This is a genomic window from Paenibacillus sp. ClWae2A, from assembly GCF_032452295.1.
In the GTDB taxonomy this organism is placed as follows: Bacteria; Bacillota; Bacilli; order Paenibacillales; family Paenibacillaceae; genus Paenibacillus.
Genome location: NZ_JAULSQ010000001.1, coordinates 161,418 through 187,653 on the forward strand (window position 1 = coordinate 161,418; position 26,236 = coordinate 187,653).

A 26,236-nucleotide genomic window follows, 5' to 3' on the forward strand; every position below is an offset into this window, starting at 1 on the left:
GATTCATCCACGGGTCGGAAATGTTGCATTTATTGTTATTATGTATGATTCATCATAGTGAGGAACAAAGATGGTTTGAATCACTAAAACGGAATAGAGTTGTTATGCGAAGGGGTGAGGGGTTATGCCCAAAACAGAGAAACGCTCCATGTCATGGCTGCTGCGTTATCTAAAACCAGTCAAAGGACGGCTGGCCTTACTTTTAATCATGTTGCTCACATCAACGGGGCTTCAGCTTTTGAATCCACAGATTATCAAACGATTTATTGATACAGCAGCGAGTGGGGGAGTCCTCACCAATCTTGTTCAGCTTGCAGGAATATTCCTGGTTGTTGCCGTGTTTAATCAACTCATCACGGTAGCGGTCAGTTATTTGGGGAACGATGTGGCATGGAGGGCTACGAATCAACTGCGCGGAGATTTGCTGAAGCACTGTCTGCGTCTTGATATGCGTTTTCATAATGAGAAGACACCTGGGGAGATGATTGAACGTGTGGATGGCGACGTAACAAGTATCTCCAATTTTTTCGCGATGTTCATTGTGCAAGTGATCGGGAGTTTTGTACTGCTGGCCGGAATTCTCGGGTTCATGTTCAGCGTTAATGTGCCCATTGCTTTGGTTATGACCGTGTTCACATTATTATCGATCCTGTTCATGGTCTTCATCCGAAATCTGGGTGTGGACTCTTCCAAAAATGAACGGGCGGCAAGTGCCTCTCTGTTCGGATTAATTGAAGAACGCATTGCCGGGATTGAAGATGTGCAAGCGAATGGTCATGTGCCCTATGTGATGAACCGCTTTTACCGCACGATGCGCACGGTATTCCGTAAGGGGAGAAAAGCTTGGCTGCTACGGGTTATTCCGTGGAATACCACTGTAGTTCTGTTCGCTCTGGCGGTCACTGCGGTGCTTTTAATGGGTGTGCATTATTATATGGAAGGTCTAATTAGTATCGGAACATTATTTCTGATCTACCAATATACGCAGATGCTGAATGATCCGATTGAGATGCTTGGTGATCAGGTGCAGGAGTTTCAAAAAGCAAAATCAGGCATACTGCGCTCCAGAGAGCTGTTGTCCATGCAGAGTGAGATTTTAGAGGGCAAAGAGGAACGATTGCCCGAAGGACCGCTTGGTCTGGAATTCAGTCAGGTACATTTCAGTTATAACCAAGATAAACCGGTATTGCAGGACATTACTTTTGCCATTAAACCTGGTGAACGTCTGGGAATCATCGGTCGTACAGGTAGCGGTAAATCCAGTCTTAGTCGTGTTCTTCTCCGCTTGTACAATCTGGATCGGGGGACGATCCGTGTAGGCGGAACGGATATCACAAAGCTTTCGTTACAAGCGCTTTATCGCCGCGTTGGCATGGTGACACAGGATGTGCAATTGTTTGATGGCACGCTGCGTGACAATCTGACCCTGTTCAATGGGGATGTATCCGATCATATGATCAAGGAGACGACGGATCGCCTTGGACTTAGCCAATGGATTAATTCACAACCAGAAGGACTCGATACGTATCTGGCAGCAGGTGGAGCTTCATTGTCGGCAGGGGAAGCACAGTTATTTGCCTTAACCCGCGTATTCCTGACCGAACCGAGTCTGGTTATTCTGGATGAGCCTTCGTCACGTCTCGATGCTGCGACCGAAGGTATGCTGCAATCTGCAATTGACCAGTTAATGAAAAAATCCACCGGAGTCATTATTGCTCACCGACTGGCTACGCTGGAGAAAGTGGACCGGATTATGGTGCTCGGGGATGGAAAGGTACTGGAATTTGGAGCGAGAGAAGAACTTGCCAGTAACCCGGCATCTCACTATGCCAGACTGCTCATTACAGGCCGAGAGGAGGAATTGGCATGACTGTAGCAGGATTTATAGGCCGTTTGTTTCGATTCAGGCCTTTGCTGTTTATAATCAACGGATTGTTATGGTGTATATTTCATTCCTTGCCGTTAGCTATCGGGATCGGGATGCAGTGGTTTTTTGATCGGACGACAGCGGGTTCTAATGACTACATGTGGCTTGCTGTGCCGCTTATCTTTATTGCTTTGGTCCGAATGGCACGGGTGGGCACATTTTTTGTAGCCTTCTATGCATGGGTTACGTATCTGTATCATGTTCAGGCGATTTTGCGAACCAACATGCTCGCAGCGATCATGCGCTGGCCTGGGCGTAATCTTCCGGCTTCACCAGGGGAGGCAATGAGTCGCTTTCGGGATGATGTGGATGAAGTCGTTGAGTATGTAGAATCATGGGTAGACTTCTGGGGACGGCTTGTATTTGCTGTTGTGTCCATCGTCATTATGGCAAACATTAATTGGCAGATCACATTGGTTGCCGTGTTACCATTGGTGGTCGTGACCTTACTCAACAACCTGTCCGGGAATCGGGCTCGGAAGTATGCACAGGTTAATCGCGAAGCGACTGGGCGAATTACCAGTTTTATTGCGGAAACGTTTGGAGCAGTGCAAGCCCTGAAACTGGGTCAGGCCGAAGAGAATGTCTCTACACGTTTTAACCAGTTGAATGAAGATCGTCGCCAGGCTGCACTTCGAGACAATCTGTTCAAACAGTGGATGAGATCAATGAATCAGCATGTGCTAAGTATTTGTACAGGACTGATTCTACTGATGTGTGCAGCTGAGATGAAAGCAGGTAACTTTACCGTAGGTGATTTTGCCTTATTCACCAGTTATCTGGCCAATATCGGATTTAGCATTTCATTGTTTGGTTATATGGTGTTTCAGCACAAAAGGCTCAAGGTATCCTATGATCGTATGCGTAAGCTATTCCGCCCAGGGGAAGAAGACCAGATCATGGATTCGAGAGAAATCTACCTGTATGAAGATCCGCCGGAGCTTGTAAGTGAACAGAGGGACCCTAAGGAGAAGCTGCAATCTCTTGAAGTGAATAAGCTGACTTATCAATATCCGAATTCTGCAAATGGCATAGAAGAGATCAGTTTCCGTCTGAAACGTGGACAATTTCTTGTGATTACAGGACGGATCGGATCAGGTAAATCAACGCTTGTACGCACACTTCTTGGACTGTTACCCAAGCAAAAAGGGGACATTCATTGGAATGGAGAGGCTGTTGATCCAGCCACGTTCCTGATGCCGCCTAGAGCAGCGTATACGCCGCAAGTGCCAAGATTGTTCAGTGATACGTTGAAAGAAAATATCGTGCAGGGCAAACAGGGTAACACCGAGCAAGCCCTTGAAAAAGCCATTCGTCTGGCTGTGATGGAGAAGGATATCAAACATCTGGATCAGGGGCTTGAGACTTCTGTTGGTCCGAGAGGAGTCATGCTGTCAGGCGGGCAGATTCAGCGCGCGGCTACAGGACGCATGTTAATGACGGAGGCGGACTTGTTTATCTTTGACGATCTGTCCAGTGCACTGGATGTGGAGACAGAACAACAAGTATGGGAAGGACTGTTCCAAGAGCCGGATGTCACCTGCATCGCAGTTTCTCACCGCAGGGCAGCACTTTCCAAAGCAAATCACATTATTGTGATGAAAGATGGACGCATTGAAGCCGAGGGAAGCTTGGCCGAATTGCTTGCCACCAATGAAGAGATGCAGTTGCTGTGGCAAGGAGAACAAACTCCCGCCAAAGTTGGATAGCTACAAAAAGTTAGAAAAAACAATGAAAAACAAAAAAAAGCCTTACAGACGACTCCTTGAAAGAGTACAGTCTGTAAGGCTTTTATCGTTATAACAAGTGGAACGATAGAATATTTTTATCTCATCATTTGAGCAATCAAGGAATACGCAATGATCACCAGGAAGATAATAGTGATATGGTTAATGGAGAAGATAAACATCCGTTTGGACCATTTCTCTGTTTCTTTCTTATCAAAGGTAGCCACACTCAGAATGAGCCAGGCCAAGCTAACCAGAAATGCCACAATAGCGACAAATGGACTCATCGGCCAGAATAAAAAGCTGGAGATCAGTAACAGTACCAGATACACATTCGTCTGAATGTAAGTCCGTCTGATGCCTTTAACGACGGGCAGCATGGGAACACCAGCAGCTTTGTATTCGTCAAAACGACGAATCGCAATCCCGTAGAAGTGAGGCATTTGCCATAAGAGCATCGTAACGACCAATGCCCAAATCTCGAAGTGACCCAGTTCCGGTGAAATGGCTGCCCAACCGATGAGTGGAGGCACAGCACCCGAAAGACTTCCCACTTCCGTGTTGTAGATCGTTGTACGTTTGGTCCACATCGTGTAAGGGAACACGTAAAGCAACAGACCTAAAATACCAAATACAGCAGCGGATGGGGAAGCGATGTACAACATGATGCCCCCGATGATGGTGATTGCAATACCGAGAATTAGACCCGACTTGGTATCAACGCGTCCCGTAACTGTAGGACGTTTCTTCGTACGTTCCATGATCGCATCGATATCACGATCATACAGATTGTTAAACACCCCAGCAGCTCCAATAATGAGAGAAGACCCAATAAAGGAAAGGATGATTGGTACAATATTAGCTGAGATTGAAGCATCAAATACATATAAAGCCAAACTTAAACCCGCAAACATGGCGATCAGGTTGGACTTGATGATTCCGATTTTGATCGTATCGAAGAAAACTTTCGGAATCGAGCTATACTCCAGGCTGATATTGGTCTGTGAACCATTGTTCAATGTTTTCAAGAACTCACTTCCTATATCTATACTTATATATTATGTCGCTATTATACCATTCAATACACTATGTGATTTAATTAACGTTTTAGTATTTAAAATAATGTCATCTGATTGTGAACAATTTAAAAACAAGGTTTTTTTTAATTGTTAAATAATTATTTCTGTGTTACAGGAGAGAATCGAAAAATGTGGGTTTAACAGTGATTTAAAATTTGTGCTGTTCATTTTAGTGTAAGTGTAAATAATCTTTTGTTCAACTCATATAGGCTGGATTGAAGAAGGTAGTTAAAGATATTGTTGCAAATTGCTTAGGTTTTGTTTATTGTAGATATAAGATATCTTTAATAGTCTTGTTTAAAAGTATTCTTGTAAATCTCCGAAATTACTTTCTTAAGAGAAAGCGGAGGTTATTTTTAAAGTTTTATTAGAGATATTAAATGTCTGTAAAGGGTGAATAATATGAGTAATATGAATCAACTCTTGGATGTACTTATTATTGGTGGAGGACCAGCGGGGCTTAATGCAGCCCTAGTACTCGGCAGGGCCCGTAAGAACGTTGTGGTCATCGATGATGAGACACCGCGAAACTGGGTAACAAGGGAGACTCATGGGTTTGTGACAAGAGATGGGGCTAGTCCACGTGAATTCCGCAAAGCCGCCAAAGAACAGATTGCAGCGTATCCCTCAGTTCAATTTGCATCCGATACGGCAACAACGTTAACAGGAAGCGATGGTGATTTTGTAGTTAAGACTACTCAGGGGGTAGGCTATCGCACGAAAAAGATTTTGTTTGCGGTAGGTAAGAAAGACCTTCCCTTGGATATTAACGGATTAACAGAGGTTTACGGCAAAAGTGCGTTTGTGTGTCCATATTGTGATGGATGGGAGTTAAGAGACCAGTCGCTGGTCATCATCGTTAGTGGAGATAAGGCATTACATATGGCAAAAGTCATATCCGGCTGGACAGATCGTTATACGATCTGTACGAATGGATCAGATTCCTTAACCGATGAGCAACGTGAAGAGCTGGAGCAGCATCATGTTACTGTATTCGATGCACCGATTCAATCCATTAACTCTGAAGAAGGAATGGTAAAGCAAGTTGTACTGAATGACGGTACAGCGATTCCATGCAGAGGAGTTTTCTTCCAACCGAAACTGTTTACCGGATCAGAACTGCCGAAGGCCATCGGTTGTGAAATTACAGAGTCAGGAACGGTTATCGTTGATGCTTCCGGCAAAACATCTGTTGCGGGTGTATACAGTGCTGGTGATGCAGCATCCGAGTTGTATCAGGCAATCACGGCTGCGTCTCTGGGGGCATTGTCTGCGGTAAGCATTAATAATGAATTGAATTTCGAGAAGTGGGATGAGCCAAGTCATCATTAGAATACATTAAAAAGCGTCATAGAATCATAGCGTCATTGGTTCATACAGTAGGGGATTGCATATGCAATCCTCTATTTGTTCTTTTTTAAAACTAAACGTTGAACGGTTCAATTGAAAGTAATTCAGCCGGAAGAAAATTTGATATTAAGTCAATTATGGATTATTGTATTATCAAATGATACATATTTCTATCATTTATAAAATCATCAAAGGAGAGATCACTTATGAATGAAAGCAGAACAGCCACCATATGGCTAACGAATACCTTGCTCCACGGCGTACAGTTAAGAGGTGATCATCATGAGTGATGCAACTTACATTCCACAGCCCAAAATGTATGGACCACTTGGCAATCTGCCTTTGATTGATAAAGATAAACCAACGTTGTCACTAGGCGTTCTGGCTGAACAGCATGGACCAATATATCGACTTACCGTTCCAGGTTATTCCGGTTTAATCGTATCTGGACCAGATCTTGTCGCTGAGTTATGTGATGTGTCCCGTTTTGACAAATATGTATACAATGAACTCGAAAATGTACGTGCCTTTGGAGGGGATGGGTTATTTACAAGCAGAACATCGGAGCCCAACTGGAAAAAAGCCCATAACATCCTGCTTCCCACCTTCAGCAAACAGGCCATGAAAGGTTATCATCCCATGATGGTCGATATTGCGGAACAATTGATCAACAAATGGGCACGCCTCAATTCCAACGATACAATTGATGTTGCGGATGATATGACACGCCTTACGTTGGATACCATTGGGCTATGTGGATTCAATTATCGGTTTAACAGTTTTTACAGACAGGACCACAGTCCTTTTATTGAAAGCATGGTTCGGGCATTAAATGAAGCTATGCAGAAGAGTTCACGTTTGAAAATTCAAAATCTGCTTATGGTGAAAACCAAACGACAGTTCCAGGAGGATATTCAGACGATGTTCTCTCTGGTAGATCAAATTATAGAGGAACGTAAAGCGAGTTCAGCACCCGAAGAGGTCGACTTGCTCGCACGTATGTTGAATGGCAAAGATCCAGAGACTGGAGAAATGCTGGATGATGAGAACATTCGCTATCAGATTATTACATTTCTCATTGCCGGCCATGAAACCACGAGTGGTCTATTATCTTTTGCTCTTTACTTTCTACTGAAAAATCCGGATTCTCTTCAAAAGGCGTATGACGAGGTGGATCAGATATTGGTCAGTGACTCACCACAGTACGAGGAGATACTTCAGCTTCCATACATTCGCATGATTCTCAGTGAATCGCTACGTCTATGGCCAACAGCCCCGGGATTTGATGTATATGCGAAAGAAGACACCGTCATAGGTGGCAAATATTCCTTGAAGAAAGGGGAAAGTTGCAGTATTCTTCTGCCCCAGCTTCACCGTGACAGAGAGGCCTGGGGAGAGGATGCGGAGCTTTTCCGTCCGGAGCGATTTGAAGATACGACGAAAGTGCCTCATCATGCGTATAAACCTTTTGGTAATGGGGAGAGAGCGTGTATCGGCATGCAGTTTGCTTTATATGAAGCAACACTTGTGCTTGGCATGGTCCTTAAACATTTTGAGCTGATTGATCATAGCAACTATGAGTTGGATGTTAAACAGACACTAACCTTGAAGCCGGGAGACTTCCGGATCCAGGTGAAAGCGCGCGTGGCTTCACAAACAAGGAATAAGTCGACCGTATCTGCGAAAGAGAAATCTGCTCCTGTTGTTCATAAAAATATAGCAAGTGACAGCCAGACTGGAGAAAATTTGGTCGTTGAAGCAGATGGTAACCCTTCGCTCCTGGTGTTGTACGGTTCCAATCTGGGAACTGCAGAAGGCATTGCCCGAGAGTTGGTGGAAAAAGGGCGTTCGTATGGAATCCCAAGTCAAGCAGCCGCTCTCAATGAGTGGATGGGCCGCTTACCCCGTCAGGGTGTCGTTCTCATCGTCACTGCTTCGTATAATGGTAAACCTCCGCAAAATGCTACGGCATTTGTAGACTGGTTGAAGGGAGCAGAGTCAGAGGAAGCACGGGATGTGAACTATGCTGTTCTGGGCTGTGGAGATCGGAGTTGGTCTGGGACATATCAGAGTATTCCGCGATTGATAGATGAGAAGCTTGAAGGATTGGGAGGTAAAAGACTGTTATCCCGCGGTGAAGCCGATGCCGGAGGTGATATGGAGAAACAAGTTGAGACGTGGCAGCATATGTTGTGGCCTCAGGTGTTGAATGTCTTCGGAATTAGCGAGGAAGCAATCAAACCCTCCAAACCAAGCACAAACAGACTTCAAATGGAGTTTGTTCGCGAGAAAACGGATATGCCACTTGCACGAACTTATGATGCCAGCTATGCCACGGTATTAGTGAATAAAGAGCTTCAGGCGCTGGGAAGTGGAAGAAGCACACGTCACATTGAAGTGTTACTGCCTGAAGGCATGAGTTATAGAGAAGGCGACCATCTCGGTGTGTTGCCTAGCAATCAGAAGCAGAATGTGGATCGGATACTCAGTCGGTTCGGACTAAGTGGGGATATTCAGATCCAATTAACTTCGGACGTCAGCCATCTTACACACCTTCCACTGAACAGACCCGTCAAGATTCATGAGTTGCTTACTCACTGTGTGGAATTGCAGACACCTGTTACCAGAGCGCAGTTGCAGGAGTTAGCTAATCATACGGTATGCCCACCTCATAAGCGTGAACTGGAAGGCATGTTGGACGAAAACAGCTACAGGGATGATATTCTTGCCAATCGAATCACCATGTTGGACCTGCTAGAAAAGTATGAGGCGTGTGAACTGCCATTCGAAAGGTTCCTTGAACTTTTGCCCCCGCTCAAGCCGAGATATTATTCAATATCCAGCTCGCCAAGCCTGAATTCCGAGCAAGCGAGTATAACGGTATCGGTAGTAAGAGATCCTGCATGGAGTGGCAAAGGCGAATATCTGGGTGTTGCTTCAACGTACCTGGCCGGTTGTCCAGCGGACGAACGAATTCTGATGTTTGTACGCACGCCGGAATCCGAATTTTATTTGCCGGAAGAGGTTGACGTACCCATGATCATGGTGGGACCGGGGACGGGGGTTGCACCGTTCAGAGGTTTCCTCCAAGCAAGAGCTGTCATGAAACAGAGAGGTTTGCCACTGAGTGAGGCGCATTTGTTCTTTGGGTGCAGGAATGAATCAGATTTCATATATCGTCAGGAGCTTGAGCAATTCGAACGGGAAGGGATCGTTAAGCTACACACAGCTTTTTCTCGTGCGGATGGCAAACCCAAAACGTATGTACAGCATCTAATGAAAGAGAATTCCGAACAGTTGCTACGGATGCTTACAAACAAAGGAAGAATCTACGTATGCGGAGATGGTAGCCAGATGGCTCCTGCGGTGGAAGAGACTCTGCGGCAAGCTTATCAGGATGTGCAGGGTGCAACGATGCAGCAAGCGAAAGACTGGCTCATTCAGCTTCAGACTGAAGGGCGATATGTGCAAGACGTGTGGGCAGGTAAACGTGTGGTCGAACCCTCTCAACTTATCTATTAAAACTTAAAAATGAAAGAGTACCTTCAACTTCAATCAGTAGTTTACCAGAAAGTACACAAGTAGTACCTTACGCACAAAAGTAATAGTGGAATAATGCTCTACTCATCCAAAAACAGCCGCCGATCTGGAGTTTCACATCCAAATCGGCGGCTGTTTTCATTAGGCGCTTTGTAAGAACGAGAAATGATTCTTATCTGGAATCCTGAATCGTTGCAGAGCTGTTGTTGGCACTCAGATCGGAAAGCGGGTCGAAAGGAGGCCCTGTTATTGTACCTACGAGCAGTGCAATATCCACCGCATTGACCGGACTGCCCCATGAATTTCCAGAGAAGACCATAACGGCCTGGTCATTAACAAATCCTCTCGTGTTATAAACAACATTGCTAATAACTTCTCCAGTCGTATTAGGGTTAAAGTAGGCCGGTTGACGCAAGGAATAAAAAATATTATTTCGCACAATCAAGCCGGTCATATTACCGATCTGGCTCACGAGACCACGATTGACAACCCAACCTGAAGAAGGGCCAGCTTGAGGAGGACCGAATATCGTATTATTTATTACGGTATGATTGGTTCCGCCTAATTGAATAAATTCAACAGCATAAGGGTTATCACTCGTGATCGTTAATCCGTCTACAGTTACTCCGCTTCCAATGATGGTGAAAGGGATAACAGCAGCTTGTAACAGGATGATTGTACTAGGATAGCCTTTTAGAGTTATTCCTGCTTTATTAATGGTAATGTTCGCAGTGATTGGGTATGTGCCACCAAGAATATGAACGGTTCCTGTTGGAGATACCGCGGTTACACCTTGTTGAATCGTTCCAAAAGGACTGGCCTGTGTTCCGTCCCCACCAACTGCACCTTGCAAAACATATACATCAAAGGGATTGGGCTGGACTGTGCCCGTGGCCCCGCTTACACCCGTTGTGCCAGTAACACCTGTCGCTCCAGCGAGGCCAGTTGCTCCAGTGGCACCTGTATTGCCTGTAGCTCCCGTCGCACCTGTCGCTCCGGTAGGGCCCTCCGGACCGCCAGATGGTCCCGTGTCACCCGTAGGACCTGTGGTTCCTGTCGCGCCCGTGACTCCAGTAAGTCCTGTAGAGCCGGTAATACCTGTAGCCCCGGTAGGACCTGTCGCGCCAGTGGCACCCGTGGGACCTGTGGTTCCTGTCGCGCCCGTGACTCCAGTAAGTCCTGTGGAGCCTGTAAAGCCTGTAGCCCCGGTAGGACCTGTCGCGCCAGTGTCACCCGTGGGACCTGTGGTTCCTGTTGCGCCCGTGACTCCGGTAAGTCCTGTGGAGCCTGTAATACCTGTAGCCCCGGTAGGACCTGTCACGCCAGTGGCACCCGTGGGACCTGTCGTCCCAGTTACTCCACTGGTGCCCGTAGCACCTGTAAATCCTGTAATGCCCGTTACTCCTGTAACGCCTGTAGAGCCAGTAATACCTGTAGATCCGGTAGGACCTGTACTCCCAGTAGGACCTGTGGCACCCGTCGTGCCCGTACTTCCACTGGCACCTATCGCGCCTGTAAGACCCGTAGCACCCGTCGCCCCTGTAGATCCGGTAGCGCCTGTTGTCCCGGTAGCACCGGTGGAACCTGTGGAGCCAGAGACTCCTGTAACGCCTGTAGCTCCTGTAGCCCCGGTAGCTCCATTCAAATTCTCGCTGCCAAATAATTCGGAATAAACGAGTCGGTGAGCAGCAACCAAAGAGCCGGCACTGTTTTTCCCCCAAAAAGAAGCCAAAATGTCCTCAGAGGTTGCTCCTGTCACTGTAATAACGTATTCGAAGCTGCTGATATCAGCAAAATAATTTCGTGTAGCTACTGCACCTGGTAAGATTGTGAATTGCTCACTTACATATAAAGCTCTGGTTGCAATTAATGAATATCCTTGGATGAGTATAGTTGCGGCGTTCACGGCACTCTGATTTTCAATTTTGATTGAAACAGTCTGAGTTGGTCTTACCCCATTGACGGGACTATTATCAATAGGGCCAGTTAGCAGGATTGCCAAGTTTTTCACTCCTTTCTCAGTAATCGAAATTAAGTGTGATTCACACTGATGTATGTTTATTCGAAGACAGGGAAAAGTTCCCTACTTTCTCAGAAAGAAATGTATAACAGGTAATAATTTTAAAAAAAGAACATGTTACGATGACTCTCATATGAAAATGCTTTCAAATAAAAAGTGAAATATTATGATTGACAGTGCCGATCTGAGCGGGTTTAATTATATAGACCGATTGTTATAATTATTTGAAGGAAGTGGCTTTCGTTGAGTGAAAAGTCTAATGCTAGAGAGTCCATTGTCAGCACAGCAGCGAGACTGTTTTTTTCACAAGGATATCATGCGACCGGTCTGAATCAGATCATCAAAGAGAGTGGTACGCCGAAAGGGTCGTTGTATCATTATTTCCCGAAAGGTAAGGAAGAGCTCGCGCACGAGTGTATTCAAAAAGCCAATGAACAAATCTTGCAGAAGTTTGAAGAAACATTTGCAGCCCACGATAATACGGGTGACGCCATTCAGGGATTTATTCATGATTTGGCTCATGAAACAGAAGCAGCCGGTTTTACGGGATTTCTGCCATTCAGTTTCTGGGCAGCTGTGGAGACATCGTGTATTAGTCAGCAGTTGCGTATTGCATGTCAGGGTGTATTTGCAGATTGGCAGGATGTCATTAAGAAACATCTGATTCTGGATGGCGTTGGTGAAGTGAAAGCGCGGGAGACGGCACTTCTGATCATTTCTTTGATGGAGGGAGCATTGATTATCAGCCTGACGAATCAGGATAAACAGCCTCTGCTGACGGCTGCTGATTATCTGTCGGTTGTGACGAAGAACGCCAAACAGATTCAATAAGTTATACCAAGAGACAGAGAAAAAGAAAGTTCGATACGTTTGAGGAGGATGGGATCGTGGAGGTTTCCATGAAGGCTGATTCTGCACAGAATCAACAAGAAACAAAGCAATACAAGGTATTTCCGATTTTGTTCGCGATGCTGCTGAGCGGCTTTATTGGTCTGTTTGGAGAAACGGCATTAAACGTGGCTTTGACGCCACTAATGGGTCTGCTTGAAGTTGGACCTACAACGATTCAATGGTTAACCACAGGTTACTTGCTTGTGTTGGGAATCCTGGTACCGGTGTCCGGTATGCTGTTGCAGTGGTTTACAACCAGACAGCTGTTCACAACGTCCTTGATTTTCTCGATTGCAGGCACATTCGTTGCTGCGCTTGCACCTAGCTTCGAAATTCTGTTGGTGGCACGGGTACTTCAGGCTGTAGGTACAGCGCTGTTGCTGCCACTGATGTTTAACACCATATTGGTTATTTTCCCGATTGAAAAACGTGGTGCTGCCATGGGATTGATCGGTTTGGTTATCATGTTTGCACCAGCAAGCGGTCCAAGTATCTCCGGTCTGATCCTGGCTAATCTGAGCTGGCACTGGATCTTCTGGATCTCCTTGCCGTTCTTCATTATTTCACTCGTATGTGGCTTGCTGTTCTTGCCGAATATTTCGAAATTGACCAAGCCCAAAATTGATGTATTATCGATCATTCTCTCTACACTAGGATTTGGCGGTATCGTATACGGCTTCAGTAGCGCAGGGGGACACGGGGAAACTGGCGGAGGCTGGACGAGTCCGGTCGTTGTTGCCACGCTCGTTATTGGTGTGTTGTCCTTGCTGTTATTCAGTATCCGTCAGTTGAGAATGAAGCAGCCGATGATGGATCTGCGTGCATTCCGATATCCGATGTTCACAATTGGTCTGATCCTGATCTTCATCTCGATGATGATGATGCTGTCTTCGATGCTGATTCTGCCGATGTACTTGCAACAAGGTATGGCGGTTACAGCGTTGACTGCTGGACTGGTCCTGTTGCCAGGTAGCTTGCTGAATGGATTCTTGTCTCCAATCATGGGACGTCTGTTCGACAAGTTTGGTCCAAAATGGCTTGTTATTATCGGGATGGCTATCGTATCCGTTGTTTTGTTCCTATATACAGGCATCGAAGCAACAACTTCCCTTGGCATGATCATTACATTGCACGTGTTCATGATGGTTGGTATTTCGATGATCATGATGCCTGCACAAACGAACGGTTTGAACCAATTACCTCCTGAGTTCTACCCTCACGGTACTGCGATTATGAATACACTGCAACAAGTCTCCGGAGCTATTGGTACGGCTGTTGCAGTAAGTATCCTGAGCGCAGGACAGACTCGTTTCTTGAGCAGTGTGGCGAACCCTGAGACCCCGGAGAATCAGTTGGCTGGTTTCACGTCAGGTGTACAAAATGCGTTTGTCTTTGCATTGGTTCTTGCCGTAATCGGACTGATCACTTCACTCTTTGTGAAACGGGTCAAAGTTGGAGCTCAAGCTGGACAACAAGGTCCTATGCATTAATTATTATATATTATGTAATATCAAGAGCGATGCGTTCCTTAATCCTAAGGACGCATCGCTTTTTTTGTATTTATTCATCCTGCGGTTCTACTGTTCTGTAACACATGCTATGCTGATATACTCGCATCTCGCCAGTCTGCGACATCATCTAGGCATGAGTTTCATATTAATAATCAAGGAACAGCTCTCATGGGGAAAGGAGTTGTATAGATGGGTATAGCTTATAAAACAACTGTTTTTAACAGCAAAACGGCCATATTCCTGGCCGCAATGAGCTATCAGACGTACCCGTTATTTTTTGAGGGAAAGCTGGTCTTACCGAAAGGATTTAAGCTTCGATCTACGATTCGCGCTTCTGCCGACGTCGAGAATCCTACGGAGCTTGTATTCGGATTTATTGCCGAGTCACAGGATCAAATCGTTGTTGCGTTTAGAGGGTACGCTTCGTATCCGGCGGACCTTCTTGCCTCGTATGATATCTTTCAGATCGCGTATCCTTTCATCCGAAACGGAGGGAAAACCTCGCGTGGCTTTACATGTTTGTATCGCTCAACCCGAAACGACTTGATCCGTGAATTAAAAAAGTTCTCGACAGCTAAAAGGCTGTATATTACCGGCCACAACTACGGCGGAGCTTTGGCCACGCTTGCCGCTTTGGATATTGCGGTAAACACCGGGTTTAAACATCCGTTCGTTTATACGTACGGCAGTCCGCGCATCGGAGACCCCAACTTCGTTTCCCGCTTTAACAGTACAGTTAAACACAGTGCGCGAATCGTCAACATTCATGACACTTTCCCGACGTTCCCGGCCCGCAGGTATCCGCCTCCCTTTACAAAGAGAGGGATTACTTATCAGCATGTTAAAACGAAGGTACCCATCTCTTTTCAACTGAACAATGTGTCGCGCAACGACTCGATTGCTTGCTATTTTAACAAGCTCAGCCAAAAGAATCTCGAATTTGCCAAAGCGCTATGCCACAAAAACCCGGGCTTCTGTCCCGATACCGGCATGTGCTTTCCGTTTCAGGGATGCTAGAGTTCGAAGCCTTGAAATATAAGGAGGAGCTACATTTATGGAACTTCCAGGCAAGTACAGTAGCGAGGACGCGATTTTGCTTGCGGCAATGCTCAATCAGGCGTACCGACTTTTTGAGAAGGAAAAGGTTATTCTGCCGCAAGGCTATACTCTTCGATTCAACATTCTCGCACTGGCCGGTGTCGAGGAGCCGGAACTAGAAGTATTCGGTTTCATCGCGGAGTCGAAAGACAAGGTTGTAATCATTTATAGAGGAACCCGAACCTTTAAGGACAATGAGTCAGATCAAGACCTTTTTCAGATTCCGTATCCTTTTGTCAGAAATGTTGGAAAGACTCATCGCGGATTTACATGTATTTACCAATCAGCAAGAGAAAAAATAATCGAGGAATTGAACAAGCTTTCTACGAACAAACGACTGTTTGTTGCAGGCCACAGCTTGGGAGGAGCTTTAGCCGTATTGACTGCTTTGGATATTGCGGTGAACACCAGGTTTAAACATCCGGTCGTGTATACATATGGCAGCCCACGTGTCGCAGACCCGGAATTTGCATCCTCTTTCAACCAAACGGTAAAAAACAGTTTTCGTATAGTGAATGTGCACGACATCATTCCGACTTTGCCAGCTAAGACCTATCCGCCTCCACTTACAAAGAACGGACTATTTTATCGGCATGTGAATACAAAGGTTTCGCTCTCGTTCCAGCTGAACAGTTTGCCCGTTCGCAATCATGAGATTGTCTGCTATTTCAAATTCCTCAGCCGGCAGAATCCTGGTTATACAGAAGCGTTATGCACGGATAACCCGGGGTTTTGTCCTGATACGGGATTATGTGTTCCATTTATAGGGATATGCAGTGCGCAGGAAGAAGACGAAGAATAGGTCCAAAACCCCAAAGATATTGGAGACTCTTTGGGGTTTCTTTCTTAATATAGAGTAGTTGTACTTTAATTGGGTGTAAGTTACTTCTTCACCAGGGCTAATATTTCATCAGCAACGAGGTCTGGGCGATATTGATGGATGTAATGATCGGTATCTTTAATGGTTATCTGTTTAGAATCATCTGACCAAGATTTGAATTCTAATTGTGATTTATCCCATTCGGGTTCACTTGCACCAAGGTAATCAGCCGTCAGTATGGTGAGTGGAAACGGTAAGGTTTGCTTGTGATCTACGACAACTTTGGCATTGGCAGCTATTTCTCGTAATTCATCCAACGTGTTCACATTACCATAGTTGTGCAACAGCGCAGTTGTATCCAATTTTTTCAGATCGTCGGGTACAAGTTTCAGTTCATTACGATTGGCATTGGAAGTTTCGACAACCAAGTCAGATTGCATGGAGAGGCGGAATAGTCCGGTTTGAATACGGAATTTATTCGCAAAACCACCAATTGTATCTGCCAAAGAGTCATCGTCATTCGAATAATATTCGGGGCTTCCGCCATCAATCATGACGATACCCTTGACGAGATCCGGGTATTTTTGTGCGAAACGTATGGTTTCCAGCGAGCCGAGTGAATGTCCAACTAATACATAAGGCGGCTTCTGTCCAGATACCTGTAACAACTCGTGTAATTCCTCTGCCACGGTATCGACATCACGTTTCTTATCGGTCCGATCGCTATATCCATAGCCAAATCGATCATATACAGCGAATTTTGTGTTAGGAGCAAGCTTTTCATATAGCGGATAATAATCTACATAGGGATTAGCGGTACCCCAGCCAGACGCGAGTACTACCGTTACATCGCCTTCTCCACCAGTATATAGATGCATATTGTCTCCATGTACTTTGTAGAGTTTTCCAGGAGGTACGAGCATTTTTTCATCCTGCCTTACACCTACTTGTTGGTAGATCACGCCTGTACCCAGAAGTAAAATAACTACCGCGAGGTCAAATATCAAAAACTTAATTAATCTTTTACGCCATTTCTTCATGTTCTATCACATACTCTCCATGTATTTTCTCTATCATATATGCCCAATCTTATAGGAGAGAAAACAGAGTCTTAATTCTATCTTAATTAACCGAAAATTGAATATCGACGGCCAATGAATTAATATAAAGCTACGATATAAGTTGAATCTTAATCAAAAGTTGAATCACAGATTGATTATATAGAACAGAAGGTATGTATAATGACAAAATACGAAAATCAGATCCCGACATCAGCAGGCATGAACTTTAAGTCCCTGATCAGTATATTGAGAGATTCCCTGCGTGGCAATGTAGAGCGGAGGCCATCTGGCCCGATGCCCATGGAGATATGTGAACCTGCTGAATCCTTCAGTGCATCCGATAATCCACAGGTTACATGGTTCGGACATTCAGCTTTTTTGCTTGAAATTGAAGGGCACAGATTGCTCTTTGATCCGATGTTGGGTAATCGTCCATCACCTGTATCCTGGGTGGGCACCAAACGGTACAGCACCAATCTACCGATTCAACCGGAGGATTTCCCAACGCTGGATGCAATCATTATATCGCATGACCATTATGATCATCTGGATTATGACTCCATTCGCAGATTGAAGGATAAAACAAAGCGATTTATCGTGCCGCTTGGGGTACGTCGACGGCTGATTCAACTGGGTGTGCCTTCGGAACAGATTACCGAGCACAACTGGTGGGACGAGTTATCGTTCAAAGGTTTAACATTTGCTTGTACGCCAGCAAGACATTTCTCGGGCAGAGGATTATTCGACCGTAATTCTACCTTATGGTGTTCGTGGGTTATCGCTGGACAACATACAAAGGTGTTCTTTAGTGGTGACAGTGGATACGGTCCTCATTTTAAGGAAATTGGCAGTAAATACGGGCCATTTGACCTGACGTTGATGGAATGTGGGCAATATGATGAGCGGTGGTCCAACATTCACATGATGCCGGAAGAGACGGTGAAAGCACACTTGGATGTAGGGGGTAAGTTGCTTATCCCGATTCATTGGGCAGCATTTACGCTGGCCTATCATGCCTGGAATGAACCAGTCGAACGGATTACGAAGGCTGCACATGCTTTGAAAGTTAAGATTGCAACACCCAAAATCGGCGAGAAGGTTGTGCTTCATACGGAGGATTACCCTACACGTCCATGGTGGAGACCGGAATTAGGATAAAAAAATAAAAGCGTTCAACTCATCAAATGAGTGGACGCTTTTTCTATTAGATTTTATATCAGGATCGATAGTGCACTGTAAATTAACAACATACCCATGACGATATTAACAGGCCGCTCGTATCTTAATAGAAAGCTCTGGAATAACATGCCACCGAACGCCCAGGTCATATTGGCACTAATACCGATGAAGGTGAGCAGCAAGGAAAATACAATTAATTGAACATGGGACTGCCCAAGAGGCAGAACAAAAACGGATATGGCAGTAAGCCCGTACAGAATGACTTTGGGATTGATGAATTGCAGGGTGAACCCGAATAGAAATGAATATTGATTGACCTTGTTTTCTTGCGAATCTGCAGGTTTACTTCGCATGATTTTGAGCGCCAGATAGAGCATGTACACACATCCTAACACGTTTAAGAAGGGTGTGATCCTGGGAATATATTGATGAAGAATAAGGTTGAAATAACTGGACAGAAACATAATTAGCAGGCAGCCGGCTGCAACTCCACTAATAAACGGAAGGGTCTTGCGGAACCCTTGATTTTTGGCATGCGTCATGGAAATGATGTTGTTGGGTCCGGGTGTAAATGAAGCGATGATTGCATATGTCACTAAAGGTATAATGTTCATGGTTCCTCCACGTCTTCTTAGTTGTATGATATAATGACCTGAAATGTGCGCTATAGCGTATGGTCTTTATCATTGTACAACATGTGCTTTATGTAGCACAACATAATTATAAAATGAGGAGGATGGATTTTTGAAAAACATTAATAGTATTCTTGCTCAGAACCTCAAACAGTTTAGGGAACAAAGAAAACTTAGTCTGGACAAGGTCGCCGAAATGTCTGGCATTAGCAAGACCATGCTTGGTCAGATTGAACGTGGTGAATCCAATCCCTCAATTGCAACCGTATGGAAGATTGCTAACGGCCTGAAAATTTCCTTTACTGCTTTGATTCACGAGCCGAAGTCAGATACAACCGTTGTAACGGGGGATGATATTCAAGTATTGATGGAAGATGAGGGCAGGGTTCGCATATATCCGCATTTTCCTTTTGAAGAAGGACGTCGCTTTGAAATGTACATGATGGAGATGGATGTGGAATCTTCTTTAAGTGCTGAACCGCACATCGAAGGAACTGAAGAATTTATTACTGTTTTTGAAGGGCGGGTTACGATTCGGGTTGGGACGGAAGAATATATGGTGAACCAAGGGGAGTCGATCCGTTTCCGAGCAGACAGGCCCCATGCCTATATTAATCCCGGGTCTTCGGCTATCAAGTTAAGCATGGTTATTCATTATTCAAAGTGACAACAAAGCAGCCTGATAAATGAACTGCAACTCCCTTGTTAGCCGTATCTAACAAAGGGCTCAGTTCAAAACATTGGCTGCTTTATTGATGTGTGACTATGGAGCCCAATCGCTTGCGATAAGGGACTCTGAGTTAAGGCTTTTCTTTGGCCTGACGCTGGATTTCCTTGGCTGTTAATGCTTTATCATACACTTTTACATTATCCAAGCTGCCTTTGTAGAACGGATCAGCCGTATAACGACTCTTGCCCACATAAGCCTCTGTCACATGCAGATCTTTCGGGTTAAAAGTGATCTCGGAGCTGCTTGCAACAGAAGTACCATTCACATATAGAGTTCCCACATCACCCTGCAAGGTTACAGCCACATGAACCCACTCTTTGGAAGGCAGTGGATTTGCAGCAATTAGACTCTGATCCCGTCCCTCATGATGAATGGTGAATTGTAATGCCCCATTATGCTGGGATGGAGTAAGGAACATATGCCTCGTCAAGCCATTTCCAAAGTCGAAAATACGTTGCCAAGAACCACCGCCATCCCAATTGACCCAAGCGCTAAACGTGAAATCTGTTGTGTCTGTAATGAGTCCAGGTAACTGGATGAAACTGTCGGTCCCATTAAATATGGCAGCCTGATTTTTGCCACCAGCAGTAGAGCTGACCACGTTAAAGGCTTGTCCATGATATCCGTTTTTACTGTAATCCTGTGCAACTTTGCCAAGTTTCTTGTGATCAAAAGAATACTCCCCAAGCAATGGGCTTACCGCTTGCTGTGGAATGATAACGTTAAACGTTTTGGAGCTTATCGCAGTTCCTATACGAATGGTTGCAGTTAATTTTACTTTGGCATCCCCCTTACCAGCCCGTGGGCGCTGCACTACCCCTTTAGAGGAAAGAGCCGAAGCATTGGAGCTTTTCCACGTAATGTCTGCACCACTTGTTCCCTTTGTAGGCAGAGACAGATTGAAGAACACATGATCCGTATTGCTAATGCTAAGATCCTTTTTCACCGCATCTATAATGTCCTGATCACTCCGTTCAACACCTTGACTTCCCCAGATGGCAATCCCGGAGGAGGAGAGGGCGCTAAAGGTCAGAACCGTACTTTGAGATTCCGAATTCCATTCATGTGTGAAAACGCCTTTGTACACAACGTTATTCGAATTGATCTGAACCTTGTTGTCTACGCCAAGACTCCATGTTCCTGTCACGGCACCATGAATCTGGCCATCTGCCGTGAACTGAACGGTCTGGGATGGCTTGATGTCTGCCGTGATGTCCTTTCCATGATTCACCCACTGGTACTGACCAGCGATATCCTGAGTTGTCAGTTGCGTGGTATCTTCTCCCAAAGACGCATAGCGAAACGGAGAAACAACGGGCCAACCGTCTGCGTTCATATGCATCTCATGTACGCGAACTTCATGTTCTTCGCCACGCCCTGGAAAGCGAGTATGGAAGATGAGAAATTGTTTGCCAGTCTCCGGATCAACATAAGCAGAGTTATGTCCTGGGGATACATAGCCTGTTCCCAGACCTGTACCCGGATCACCGATCTGTCTCTGGAACAGGAAGTTCCCCATCAATTTGACTCCAAAAGGCTCAATAGAACGATCGTCAAACAACGGTTTATCCTTATCCGCTTTAACGTTGATCATATCGTTTCCTTCCGCATCGAGGAAAGGACCATCCGGTGTTTGGGAGCGAGCAACACGAATGTTGTATCCTCCATCAGCACCTAGTCCACCGTAAGACAGGTACAGATAATAATAATCGGTTTCGGGACTGTAGAGCATATAAGGTGCTTCAATACGACTATGATTGCCTCCGGTCAGCTTCTTGCCATAACCTTGATTCGGCAGTGGTTTGCCTGTCGTAGCATCCATCTCCAGAATGAAAATCCCCCCGGAGTAGGAGCCATACACCATCCATAACTTTCCGTTCTTATCATAAAAGACATCCGGATCAACCACATTGGGATGAATCGTTGCATCGTAAATGGTACCATCTTCACTGATCTGATCCCACATGCCAGATTTCAACAGAATGCCTTGATCCTTATAAGGGCCTTCGATATTGTCTGCGACAGCAATGCCGAGCGCTGATCGCGGAGAATCCCCTTTACAAGCATTGTAGTACATATAAAATTTGCCGTCCGCCAATTGAATGACATCTGCCGCCCATAACGTGTCTGTCTGCGCCCATTCCAGCGCTTCAGCAAATTCCTTGGTTACATTGGGGACAACAGGATTGTTATCCGTAACGCCAGAGGCGACGAGATCCCAGTTCAGAAAGTCTTTGGACTTGGCCACTTGCAGGTGTGAACCAAAAATATAAAACGTATCATCTACTTTAATGACGGAAGGGTCATGAACAGAAACGTTTTTAAATGTTGGAGCAGGATTTGCGAGAGGTGTGGTGGAGGTCTGCGAGTTACCCACGGTTGCCCCTGAACCATTTGCGAACACCGAGACCGGCGCCAAAGTTGTTGCAGTAAGTAAAGTGGTGCTTAGTACAGAAATGTTAAGTACACGTACCCAATAACGTTTCATACGTTTCCCCTTTCCTAATCCCCGGAATGAAAAATAACCCGATACTTGGCAACACACGATATAAGGTTTGGCAGACCTCCTTTGGGTATTACATTATATCAAGCGCTTTCATTTGTTATATTATCAATTGATTTATATGTTTGTAAACCATAAATGTGATGTATTAATAACTAAATGAATAAAAATGAAAGAGGGTAGATGGACCGCTACAGCTTCTTACATTCAAATAAACCAGTCATCTTTCTCAAATTTAGGATTGAAATTGGGATCTATGATGCGATATTATTACGTTTAGATTAGTTGTTTAACTGTTTATTAATCATTTTATACTTATGTGAATTAAAGGTGAGTATTCTGTAACGATAATTCCCAACTACATAGGAGGTAAGAACATGAGCACATATCAAAATCAATTAATCGCACAATATAAGTTTGAAGATACCGTTCAGATCGGGAAAGACAGCTCCGGGAACGGACATGATAGTTTGGCAAAAGGCGAGTTCTCCCCTGTAATATCCGAGTTGAAAGGTAGATCAGCGGTAACTTTCAACGGGGGAGCGAATGGAACTTCTTATCTGCAATTACCTTCGGATCTGCTTCGAGATGTAAGCGATAACACGGGAGTTACTATTGCCACTTGGGTGTTTCTGGGCAAGGGATCTAATGTGTGGGAACGCATTTTTGACTTTGGCACAGGGGAGAAGGGACCGTATATGTTTCTGACGCGTCAACTCCTGGGTACGCTATATGCCGGTGATAATCTGGTTGTACACCCGAGTGGAGGCGTTGCAAGTGGAGAATGGATGCATATTGCACTCTCCGTAACAGGCAGTCACGGGGGGACGTTGAGCAGTGCGGGTCCAATTGTATATGTGAACGGGGAAAAGGCCGCAGATGGTTCGATCAGTCAAACGTCCAGTGGCAATTATGCCAAATTGCGCGAATGGTTTGATTCGTTCACTGGTCCCGAGAATTATAGCCAGAATTATATTGCACGTTCCCAATATGCAGCTGATGTGGATTTTGCAGGTTCGTTATCGGACTTTCGGATCTATGGGGCAGCGCTCACGATGGATGAAGTTATTGAAGTCATGTGTGAATCTCTAACAGATGAAGCGATTGTGAAGCTTGCGGCGGACAAATACTTGTCCTTCCCAAACCGAATCATCACCAATGATGTATCATTACCCGCAGAGTTGCTGGGTGGTAAAGTGTCTGTTGAATGGAGTTCCAGTAATCCGAAAGTCCTGTCCGAGAACGGAGAAGTTCAGGCAATCACATCGGCACAGGAGGTTACGCTCCGGGCGCTTCTGAACAGAGGAGATCGTAAGCTGAGCCAAAGCTTTGACGTGTCTGTTGTGCCAGCCCATGTCGCTCCTTATACGGTCACCATCCATGGAGATCAGAAGGTGGCTGATATCAGTGAAGTCATGTATGGACTTTTTTACGAGGATATTAACAATGCGGCAGATGGCGGAATCTATGCAGAGCTTGTTCAGAATCGATCATTTGAGTCTTTTGCATTTGATACGTACTCGCATGACTCTGGAGAATGTGGGTGTTCAACAGGTCGAAATCGTGAACCTTTGTTTGCCTGGTCAGGCGATACGGGGAAAATGATCGTGCAGCATACCCAGGGATTGAATACACATTTTAACGTGGAAGACCCTGAAGTAAATGCTTATTATGTGACGGTTCAGGATGGTGCAACGATTCGAAATCGTGGATTCTCAGACTCTAACCAGCATTGTGCCATGTCTATCAAGCAGGGTGAAGCCTATGATTTTACCGTATGGGCAAAAGCAGAATTGGCAGGAACGATCACTGTTCAATTGCAGGATGGAAGTGACACTTCCATCAGTGATTCGGTAACGCTGCATGTTGAAGGCGGGAACACATGGAAGAAATACGGTTTGTCTCTGACCGGAACGGAGACTGTACTTGGTCAACTGGCACTTACGTTTGCAGGTGACATCTCCATCGATATGGTGTCCTTAGTCCCTCAGAATGTGTGGGGAGCTGATCCGACAGAAGAAGGAATATCGGCTACAGCACATGCCAACTACACAGGTAATCCGAACTATCGATTGAGAAAAGATCTAATCCAGGCACTCGCAGATCTGCATCCGAAGTTCTTGCGTTTTCCGGGAGGATGTATCTCGGAAGGGTCTTTTATATGGGACAACGTATATGATTGGAAGGATTCTGTGGGACCCGTTGAGCTGCGTAAAGAGAATTATAATGTCTGGGGTTACATGATGACGATGGGCCTCGGTTATATGGAGTACTTCCAACTGGCGGAAGATCTGAATGCCGCTCCAGTTCCAGTCATGGCTTGCGGTGTGTTGTGTCAGGCACGCTCGGATTATGCTCACCCTGCGGGTGGCGCTTTAAGGGATTATTATATCCGCAACTTTACAGATCTGATTGACTTCGCGCTCAGTACAGACTTTGAACACAACGAATGGGCGGCGGTACGAAGCCAGATGGGACATCCTGAACCGTTTGATCTTCGTTATCTGGGCGTCGGCAATGAGAACTGGGGCACTGAGTTTTTTGCCAACTTCGAAGTATTCAAACGTTCGATAGATGAGTACATGAAACAGAACTATCCTGATCATGAGCTGCACATTATCTCGACGGTTGGTGCTCAGGCAGATGATGATGCATACCAGGAAGGATGGAAATTCCTCAGTGGTAATCTGACCGGGTCAGCTCAAGTTGCTTTTGCAGATGGCACAGAGGTGATTGAGGAGACGGTAACCTGGTATGAAAATCAGGACAATTACATGGACACCATCGCAGATGAGCACTACTACCGATCCAATGAATATTTACTGAACAACGTAGATCGCTACAACTACTATGACCGGGCTTATCATGAAGATGGAAGTATCGATTGGAAAGAAACATCCAAAGTATTTGTCGGAGAATATGCTTCCACGGACAAAAACACGCTGGTAGGTGCGGTCGCAGAAGCTGCGATCATGACCGGATTTGAAAATAACGCAGAAGTTGTTCGTTTGGCTGCCTATGCGCCATTGTTCAACAAAGTACTAACGGACGGTACTTACCGCTGGACGCCAGACTGCATCTGGTTTGATGATGAAACCGTGTGGTATACACCGAATTATTATGTACAGCAGCTTTTTGCAAAATATGTAGGAGATCAGGTGCTTGAGACTTCGTTCTCCACCTATAGCAAAGGCAAACCGCTGAATCTCATTCCGCGTGGCGGCATCGAAATTGCAACAGGTCATGCAGACATCGTGGTGAAACGAGTCACGGTCACGTCCAATGTGGATGGCAGTTTGATATTTGATGAAGATTTCAGGGAACGTATAGAGCCTAGTGCGGCATGGAGCCAGATTCCCGGATCGGAAGGATATACGTTAATCGAAGGGAAAGGACTCATTTTGAAGGCACAATCAAGTGGATTAAATGGATTGTATCTGCTGAATGACGAATGGACCAACTACAAAGTGTATGTTGTGGCTGAAAGAATTTCAGGTGAGGATGGTTTTTACATCGGCGTGGGACTGATGGATATCTCGCCCGAGAACAAGGATGTCATCGAGTACACAATCAGTTACGGGGGAAATGCCACAGGCGTGAAGGTATACAAACAAGGGATCGAGGGTTACACATTGGGAGACTATTCATCCAGTTCGGCAGCAGGTAACCTGAGAGCGGCCAACTATGAACCACTCGAGAATGGGACCAATTATACGATCACAGTTAACTATGGTGGGGATACAGGAAAGAATCTGATCTGCTCCTATACAGATGGTTGCAATACCAGCAAGGTTCTGGATTACAAGCTGGAAGCTTACAACCGGGAAGTATTCCACTCCGTTACGAAGGACGCACGGCATGTGTATGTGAAACTGGTGAATGCAGATGGTGTGGATAAATCAACCCGGATTTGCCTTCAGGATCTGAAGGTTAATGTTTCAGCCAGACTGATCACGCTTACTGGAGAAGATCATTTAGTGCATATCCCGAATGTGAATCAGAAGAATAATGAGAAAGTGGTTCCCCAAGAACAGGAGATCACACTATCTGATACATCTGTGGTGGTTAACCTAACTGCTCATTCAGTGAATGTATTAGTTATGGATATTCTGAATTAAATAAACATCGTGAACAAGAGACCGCGGATATCGCGGTTTTTTGGCGTTCG

16 protein-coding genes are annotated in these 26,236 nt (G+C 45.4%); 11 read left to right on the plus strand and 5 right to left on the minus strand.

What is annotated here, in order from left to right; translation table 11 throughout:
- Window positions 1–124: 124 nt before the first annotated feature.
- Window positions 125–1,870 carry an ABC transporter ATP-binding protein gene (locus QVE09_RS00610; protein ID WP_315935202.1) on the plus strand — a complete coding sequence of 582 codons (1,746 nt, stop codon included), beginning with the start codon at window positions 125–127 and terminating at the stop codon, window positions 1,868–1,870.
- Window positions 1,867–3,636: an ABC transporter ATP-binding protein gene (locus QVE09_RS00615; protein ID WP_315935203.1), complete on the plus strand. Its 1,770-nt coding sequence runs from the start codon at window positions 1,867–1,869 to the stop codon at window positions 3,634–3,636. The genes QVE09_RS00610 and QVE09_RS00615 overlap by 4 nt, the downstream gene beginning before the upstream one ends.
- Before the next feature lie 116 nt (window positions 3,637–3,752).
- Here the strand turns inward: QVE09_RS00615 and cyoE are convergent, their stop codons facing one another.
- The gene (gene cyoE, locus QVE09_RS00620) at window positions 3,753–4,682 is read right to left on the minus strand and encodes a heme o synthase (RefSeq protein WP_315935204.1); all 930 of its coding nucleotides are present in this window, start codon (window positions 4,680–4,682) and stop codon (window positions 3,753–3,755) included.
- Between the two features lie 462 nt (window positions 4,683–5,144).
- Between cyoE and QVE09_RS00625 the strand changes: the two genes are divergently transcribed.
- Window positions 5,145–6,065, plus strand: a complete 921-nt coding sequence (locus tag QVE09_RS00625) for an NAD(P)/FAD-dependent oxidoreductase (protein WP_315936063.1) — start codon at window positions 5,145–5,147, stop codon at window positions 6,063–6,065.
- Window positions 6,066–6,365: 300 nt separating this feature from the next.
- Window positions 6,366–9,605, plus strand: coding sequence for a bifunctional cytochrome P450/NADPH--P450 reductase (locus QVE09_RS00630; protein ID WP_315935205.1), 3,240 nt, complete (start codon window positions 6,366–6,368; stop codon window positions 9,603–9,605).
- A gap of 190 nt (window positions 9,606–9,795) precedes the next feature.
- On the opposite strand, the gene QVE09_RS00635 is transcribed toward QVE09_RS00630, so the two are convergent.
- Window positions 9,796–11,625, minus strand: coding sequence for a collagen-like triple helix repeat-containing protein (locus QVE09_RS00635; protein ID WP_315935206.1), 1,830 nt, complete (start codon window positions 11,623–11,625; stop codon window positions 9,796–9,798).
- A 261-nt stretch (window positions 11,626–11,886) separates the two neighbouring features.
- Between QVE09_RS00635 and QVE09_RS00640 the strand changes: the two genes are divergently transcribed.
- The 4 genes from QVE09_RS00640 (at window position 11,887) to QVE09_RS00655 (ending at window position 15,945) form a co-directional block, all read left to right on the plus strand.
- Complete coding sequence (locus QVE09_RS00640) at window positions 11,887–12,474, plus strand: TetR/AcrR family transcriptional regulator (RefSeq protein ID WP_315935207.1); 588 nt, start codon at window positions 11,887–11,889, stop codon at window positions 12,472–12,474.
- A 68-nt stretch (window positions 12,475–12,542) separates the two neighbouring features.
- A complete protein-coding gene (locus QVE09_RS00645) occupies window positions 12,543–14,024 on the plus strand; it encodes a DHA2 family efflux MFS transporter permease subunit (protein ID WP_315936064.1) in 1,482 nt (493 codons plus the stop codon).
- Between the two features lie 210 nt (window positions 14,025–14,234).
- Window positions 14,235–15,062, plus strand: a complete 828-nt coding sequence (locus QVE09_RS00650) for a lipase family protein (RefSeq protein WP_315935208.1) — start codon at window positions 14,235–14,237, stop codon at window positions 15,060–15,062.
- A gap of 37 nt (window positions 15,063–15,099) precedes the next feature.
- Window positions 15,100–15,945, plus strand: coding sequence for a lipase family protein (locus QVE09_RS00655; RefSeq protein ID WP_315935209.1), 846 nt, complete (start codon window positions 15,100–15,102; stop codon window positions 15,943–15,945).
- 80 nt (window positions 15,946–16,025) lie between these two features.
- Here QVE09_RS00655 and QVE09_RS00660 read toward each other — a convergent pair whose 3' ends face one another.
- On the minus strand, window positions 16,026–17,003 hold the full coding sequence (locus QVE09_RS00660) for an alpha/beta fold hydrolase (RefSeq protein ID WP_315935210.1): 978 nt from the start codon (window positions 17,001–17,003) through the stop codon (window positions 16,026–16,028).
- Between the two features lie 201 nt (window positions 17,004–17,204).
- Here QVE09_RS00660 and QVE09_RS00665 point away from each other — a divergent pair, with 201 nt between their 5' ends.
- Window positions 17,205–18,182 carry an MBL fold metallo-hydrolase gene (locus tag QVE09_RS00665; RefSeq protein WP_315935211.1) on the plus strand — a complete coding sequence of 326 codons (978 nt, stop codon included), beginning with the start codon at window positions 17,205–17,207 and terminating at the stop codon, window positions 18,180–18,182.
- 53 nt (window positions 18,183–18,235) lie between these two features.
- Here the strand turns inward: QVE09_RS00665 and QVE09_RS00670 are convergent, their stop codons facing one another.
- Window positions 18,236–18,817, minus strand: coding sequence for a LysE family transporter (locus QVE09_RS00670; RefSeq protein ID WP_315935212.1), 582 nt, complete (start codon window positions 18,815–18,817; stop codon window positions 18,236–18,238).
- Window positions 18,818–18,947: 130 nt separating this feature from the next.
- Between QVE09_RS00670 and QVE09_RS00675 the strand changes: the two genes are divergently transcribed.
- Complete coding sequence (locus QVE09_RS00675) at window positions 18,948–19,502, plus strand: helix-turn-helix domain-containing protein (RefSeq protein WP_315935213.1); 555 nt, start codon at window positions 18,948–18,950, stop codon at window positions 19,500–19,502.
- Between the two features lie 133 nt (window positions 19,503–19,635).
- On the opposite strand, the gene abnB is transcribed toward QVE09_RS00675, so the two are convergent.
- Window positions 19,636–22,053 carry an arabinan endo-1,5-alpha-L-arabinosidase AbnB gene (gene abnB, locus QVE09_RS00680; protein ID WP_315935214.1) on the minus strand — a complete coding sequence of 806 codons (2,418 nt, stop codon included), beginning with the start codon at window positions 22,051–22,053 and terminating at the stop codon, window positions 19,636–19,638.
- 392 nt (window positions 22,054–22,445) lie between these two features.
- Here abnB and QVE09_RS00685 point away from each other — a divergent pair, with 392 nt between their 5' ends.
- Complete coding sequence (locus QVE09_RS00685; RefSeq protein ID WP_315935215.1) at window positions 22,446–26,186, plus strand: alpha-L-arabinofuranosidase C-terminal domain-containing protein; 3,741 nt, start codon at window positions 22,446–22,448, stop codon at window positions 26,184–26,186.
- Window positions 26,187–26,236: the final 50 nt, after the last annotated feature.